Consider the following 5,464-nt stretch of genomic DNA (forward strand, 5'->3'; position numbering starts at 1 on the left):
GCACGGTCGGCGGCGCCGTGCGGGTCGAGCCGGGCCACCACCCGGTGCACCCTCCGCCGGATCGTCCCCGGATCCCGGCCTGCGAGGTGGCCGGCCACCAGTCGGTCCACCGCGCGTGCCGTTTCGTCCGGCAGGCACGCGGTCGGCTCGGCGACCTTCGAGGCCTTGTACTCGTCGACGGTCCCCGCCTCCATCGCGGCCAGGGTGTGCGGCAGGCGCGTCACCAGTGTGATCGCCAGGTCGAGCCTGCGCCGCGCATGGTGCTCACTGATCGACAACAGCAGGGCCAGCTCGGCCGCCGCCTCCCGCACTCCCGTACACCCCCGGTACCAGGTCGCGATCTGCCGGAGCTGCTCCGCTTCGATCCGGGCACGTTGCTCACCCAGCTCCCGCACACGAACCAGCGGCCCCTCGTCCGCATCAACCTCTCCACTTTCGACCATGTGTTCGATTCTACGGAGTACAGGCTGGTCACACAGTCGCCGAAGAGGGTGAGAAGAAGGTCCAACGGCTCCGCTCGTCCGTTCATCGGCCCGCCCGCGCGGGCGACGACGGGCCCTGCCCGGACGCGACGATCGCCCCTCGACGGGCGGCGCGGGGCATCCGAGGCTGAAAGTGCAGGGCGGCCCCGGACTCGGGTCTGGCGAAGGCACCGTTCCGGGTCGCAGGAAGTGAGGAGAGAAGATGATCTGAAATGACCGATCAGACGGACGACAAGCCCGTCCGGAAGCGTCGGCGGAAGTGGCCGTGGGTGCTCGCGCTCGTGGCGGTGCTGGGCATCATCATCGCCGTGGTCACGAACAGGGACGGGGACGACACCGACACCGCGAACGTCCCGGACCAGGAACCTCCCGCCGGACCGGAGGTGCAGACCGCGGGCATCGGGCAGCCGGTACGCGACGGGACGTTCGAGTTCACCGTGACCGGGGTCGAGCACCGCGACTCGGTCGGCGATCCCTACCTGACCCAGCAGGCCCAGGGACAGTACGTCGTCGTCACCGTGCGGGTGAGCAACATCGGTGACCAGCAGGGCTTCTTCGCCGACAGCGATCAGTACCTGCTCGACGCGAACGACCGGCAGTACTCGGCCGATTCGGCCGCCGGCACGTCGATCTCCGGCAACGACGTGCTCTACAACCCGATCAATCCGGGCAACAACGTGGAGGGACAGCTCGTCTTCGACGTTCCTCCCGACACGGCCACCGACCGGATCGAACTGCACGATTCGTTCGCGAGCGAGGGAGCCGTGGTCGATCTGCGCTGACGGGCGACGGGCGGGCGGAACCGCACCGGTCCTGTTCGCCCGTGCTCACTCACCCTCCACCCGATGGCTACGGCCCCGTCGGCCCACGGGAATCGACCTCCCCGAGAGCGGCCAGCCGCGCGTGCCGGCGCCGGGACCGGCGACGGCTCTCCCGCTGGTCCTCGTACACCACCGTCACCGCCGCGGCGACCAGGACCAACCCGACGAGACCGAGCACCAGAGCCAGTGGCACGCCATCCCCCTTGATGCCGTCGTGTGTGGCCGGTCACATCCTACGCCTTCCCCGGCCCGGACACGAGTCGTGGCCGCTCCGGGCCCCCGGGTGAACGCTGCCGGGCCCGCGTGGGGAGTGCCGCAAACCTCCCTTGACGGAGGGTCCGGTGTGGTTGCGTGTGGTCTGTTCGGCTCAACCGGGAACCCCCGTACAGGGGACGGGTCCACCGGCCGGGCGCGGAGGGGACCGAGGACGGGCGTCGCCCGGCGTGGAGGAGGACACCGATGGCGCACACCGACCACAGCGGCAACGCCGGACCCAGCGGCAACACCGGACACGGTGGTCACACCGGGCACAACGGCCCGGGCATCGCCCGGACCGTGGAGCGGGGCACCAGGACGCTCTCGGTGGCCGCCGTGGACCCGGTGCCGATCTTCCGCGAGGGGCTGCACACGGTGATCGACCACACGCCGGGGCTGCGCTGGGCGGGCCACGCCGCCAGCCACCACGCCGCCATCCAGCTGTGTGAACAGGCGCGTCCCGACGTCGTCCTGCTCGACGCCGCGTTCGACCCCCGCTGCCACCTCACCACGATGCTCACCGAGAGCCACCCCGCGCTCGTGGTGGTCGTGCTGGTGGGCCCGGAGCAGCGCACCCCGCTCCACCTCGCCACCGCACTCGCCGCGGGCGCCCACGGTCTCCTCCCCCGTGCGGCCGAGCCCCGCAGGCTCACCGACGGCATCCGCCGCACCTACGTCGAACGCGGGCACACCGACCCGGCGCTCGCTCCACTGCTGGACACACCGGGCACGGGCCCGGGTGTCGGCGGCGGGCCACCGCAGACGCCGCTGTCCCGGCGGGAGTACCAGGTGCTGCATCTGATCGCCGAGGGGATGGAGAACTCGGCGGTGGCCGAGTCGCTGTTCCTCTCCGTGGAGACGGTGCGTACCCACGTCAAGAGCATCCTGCGCAAGATGTCCGCACACGACCGGACACATGCCGTGACGAAGGCCTTCCGCGAGGGGCTGCTCGTGCTCGGCCCGGAGGAACCGGCACATCCGGCCCGGTCGACGCCCGAGCAGCAGGCCCGCGAGCAGCCTCCGCACCCGCAGCCGAGCTGAGCCGGCACACGCGACACGACGTCGCCGACACGACGTCGCCGACACGTCTTCCCCCGACACCGGCGCGGGACCCGCCACCCCGGCCCGCCCCGACGGTCCGGGGCGTGGCGTGCAGCGAAACACAGCGGTTCCGCCCGAACAGCCCTCGCCCACGATTACCGATGGGTAGTATCCTGATGTTACCGGTCAGTAGGGCAGTTGCAGTGCGTGTCCGCCAGAGCGCCCACGCCGGAATGCCGAACAACCCGTACGGAGTGACGACATGGGCCACTACAAGAGCAACGTGCGAGACCTCGAATTCAACCTGTTCGAGATGCTCGGCGTGCAGGAACGTCTCGGTAAGGGCGTGCTGAGCGACTCCGACGAGGAGACCGCCCGCGGGGTGCTGACCGAGCTGAACAACCTCGCCGTCGGCCCGCTCGCCGAGTCCTTCGCCGACGCCGACCGGAACCCGCCGGTCTACGACCCGAAGACCTTCTCCGCCACGCTGCCGGAGTCGTTCAAGGAGAGCTACCGCGCGCTGTGGGACGGCGAGTGGTACCGGATCGGGCTGACCAACAACCTCGGCGGGTTCGGGCTGCCCCCGACGGTGCAGTGGGCCGCCGCCGAGCTGATGCTCGGCTCCAATCCCGCGCTGTACATGTACATGGCGGGCCCGAACTTCGCGATGATCCTCGACCGCAACGGCACCGAGGAGCAGCAGCGCTGGGCGCAGCTCATGATCGACCGCGCGTGGGGCGCCACGATGGTGCTCACCGAGCCGGACGCCGGGTCCGACGTGGGCGCGGGCCGCACCAAGGCCGTGCAGCAGGAGGACGGCTCCTGGCACCTGGAGGGCGTCAAGCGCTTCATCACCTCCGGCGACCAGGACATGACCGAGAACATCATGCACCTGGTGCTGGCCCGTCCCGAAGGTCCGGGCATCGAGCCGAAGCCCGGCACCAAGGGTCTCTCGCTGTTCCTGGTGCCGAAGTACCACTTCGACACGCACACCGGCGAGCCCGGCGAGCGCAACGGCGCCTACGTCACCAACGTCGAGCACAAGATGGGCCTGAAGGTCTCCACCACGTGTGAGCTCACCTTCGGCCAGCACGACGTCCCGGCGAAGGGCTGGCTGCTCGGCGAGGTGCACGACGGCATCGCGCAGATGTTCCAGGTGATCGAGTACGCCCGGATGATGGTCGGGACCAAGGCCATCGCGACGCTGTCCACCGGCTACCTGAACGCGCTGGAGTACGCCAAGGAGCGGGTGCAGGGTGCCGACCTGACCCGGCAGACGGACAAGACCGCCCCGCGCGTGACCATCACGCACCACCCGGACGTGCGCCGCTCGCTGATGCTGCAGAAGGCCTACGCCGAGGGGCTGCGCGCGGTGTACCTGTACACGGCGTCGTACCAGGACCAGATCTGGGTCGCCGAGGACGGCGGCGTCGACGCCGACAGCCAGTCCCTGGCCGAGCGGGTGAACGACCTGCTGCTGCCGATCGTCAAGGGCGTCGGCTCCGAGCGGGCCACCGAACAGCTCGTGCAGTCGCTGCAGACGCTCGGCGGGTCCGGCTTCCTGCAGGACTACCCGATCGAGCAGTACATCCGCGACGCGAAGATCGACTCGCTGTACGAGGGCACCACGGCGATCCAGTCGCAGGACTTCTTCTTCCGCAAGATCGTCCGGGACAAGGGTCAGGCGCTGGGCCACCTCGCCAACGAGATCACCGCCACGATCGAGTCCGACGGGGGCAACGGCCGGCTCAAGAACGAGCGGGCGCTACTCAGGACGGCCCTCGACGACGTGCAGGGCATGGTCGGCACGATGATCGGCCACCTGACGTCGAGCCAGGAGGACGTGCGCAACGTCTACAAGGTCGGCCAGCACACCGTACGGCTGCTCATGTCCGCGGGTGACCTGCTCGTGGGCTGGCAGCTGGTCAAGCAGGCCGAGGTGGCCATCGAGAAGCTGGACAACGGCCCCTCCGGCCGGGACGCCGCGTTCTACCAGGGCAAGATCGCCGTCGCGTCGTTCTTCGCCAAGCAGGTGCTGCCGGAGCTCACCGCCCGTCGCGCCGTCGTCGATGCCGCGGACAACGACCTGATGGAGGTCGACGAAGCCGCCTTCTGAGGTGGTCGGGTCCAGGGGCCACGTCGGGCATCCGGTGCGCGGCGTGGCCCTTTCCGTCCGGCGGGGTCCTTTCCGTCCGGCGGGTTCAGCGGCGGGTGCCCCAGATCTCGACCGTGACGGTCGAGTCGCCGACCCACGCCCGGAGGAACACCGCCGTCCGGGCGTCGTTGGTGAACGTGAAATCCACGGTCGACCCGTCACCCGCCAGCGACACCGCGTCCCGACCCGCCGGGTACCGGTCCAGCGAAGGCGGTTGCGGGGTCCGTTCGAGGTCGGTGATCCCGGCACGACGGACCGCGGTGGCGAGGGTGCTGGTGAACTGGTTGACCCCGCCTCCGATCGTCTCGGGGCCGGTGCCGTCCTCGCGCAACGGGGCGGGCACGTAGCCGCGGGAGCGGGTGCGCGGGCCGGTGTGCTCCTCCAGGTCGAACGTCGCACCGGGCCGAACCAGTGTCCCGTCGACGGCACGGGCGAGGGCGCGCAGGTTCGGCCGCACCGCGTCGACGAAACCCCCGGTGGTGAACCGTGCGACGACCTCGCGCACCCCCAGGGCCCGCACGTCCGCCGTGGACACCGACGGTGGGACGGGCGCGTAGGCGACGGGGATCACCCGCCGTCCGGGCGTGGCGGCGGCCCGGACCAGCCGGTCGAGTGTGCGGGGCCAGTCGACCCGGGTGCCCGCCACCGAGGGTTGCACCGACGGCGCCCCGTCGACGACGGTGAGTCGCGCGTCCCGCGCGGGGCGCTGC

The 5,464-nt window shown here is 70.6% G+C and carries 6 protein-coding genes; 3 read left to right on the forward strand and 3 right to left on the reverse strand.

Annotation, left to right across the window (positions count from 1 at the left end; genetic code table 11):
- Positions 1-443, reverse strand: a 443-nt coding sequence (locus tag SACHA_RS22300) for a DUF222 domain-containing protein (RefSeq protein ID WP_039739219.1), incomplete at its 3' end; no start/stop codon positions are given.
- Positions 444-694: 251 nt separating this feature from the next.
- Here SACHA_RS22300 and SACHA_RS0114555 point away from each other — a divergent pair.
- Entirely contained in the window at positions 695-1,264 is a 570-nt protein-coding gene (locus SACHA_RS0114555; protein WP_019810909.1) for a DUF4352 domain-containing protein, read from the forward strand.
- Between the two features lie 67 nt (positions 1,265-1,331).
- Here the strand turns inward: SACHA_RS0114555 and SACHA_RS25550 are convergent, their stop codons facing one another.
- The gene (locus tag SACHA_RS25550; RefSeq protein ID WP_019810910.1) at positions 1,332-1,496 is read right to left on the reverse strand and encodes a hypothetical protein; all 165 of its coding nucleotides are present in this window, start codon (positions 1,494-1,496) and stop codon (positions 1,332-1,334) included.
- 266 nt (positions 1,497-1,762) lie between these two features.
- Here SACHA_RS25550 and SACHA_RS22305 point away from each other — a divergent pair, with 266 nt between their 5' ends.
- Positions 1,763-2,599, forward strand: a complete 837-nt coding sequence (locus SACHA_RS22305; RefSeq protein ID WP_019810911.1) for a response regulator transcription factor — start codon at positions 1,763-1,765, stop codon at positions 2,597-2,599.
- 262 nt (positions 2,600-2,861) lie between these two features.
- Positions 2,862-4,715, forward strand: coding sequence for an acyl-CoA dehydrogenase (locus SACHA_RS0114570; RefSeq protein ID WP_019810912.1), 1,854 nt, complete (start codon positions 2,862-2,864; stop codon positions 4,713-4,715).
- An 85-nt stretch (positions 4,716-4,800) separates the two neighbouring features.
- On the opposite strand, the gene SACHA_RS22310 is transcribed toward SACHA_RS0114570, so the two are convergent.
- The coding region (locus SACHA_RS22310) for a VanW family protein (protein ID WP_019810913.1) at positions 4,801-5,464 on the reverse strand (664 nt) is incomplete at its 5' end.

The sequence above is a fragment of the Saccharomonospora halophila 8 genome (assembly GCF_000383775.1).
Taxonomy (GTDB): domain Bacteria; phylum Actinomycetota; class Actinomycetes; order Mycobacteriales; family Pseudonocardiaceae; genus Saccharomonospora; species Saccharomonospora halophila.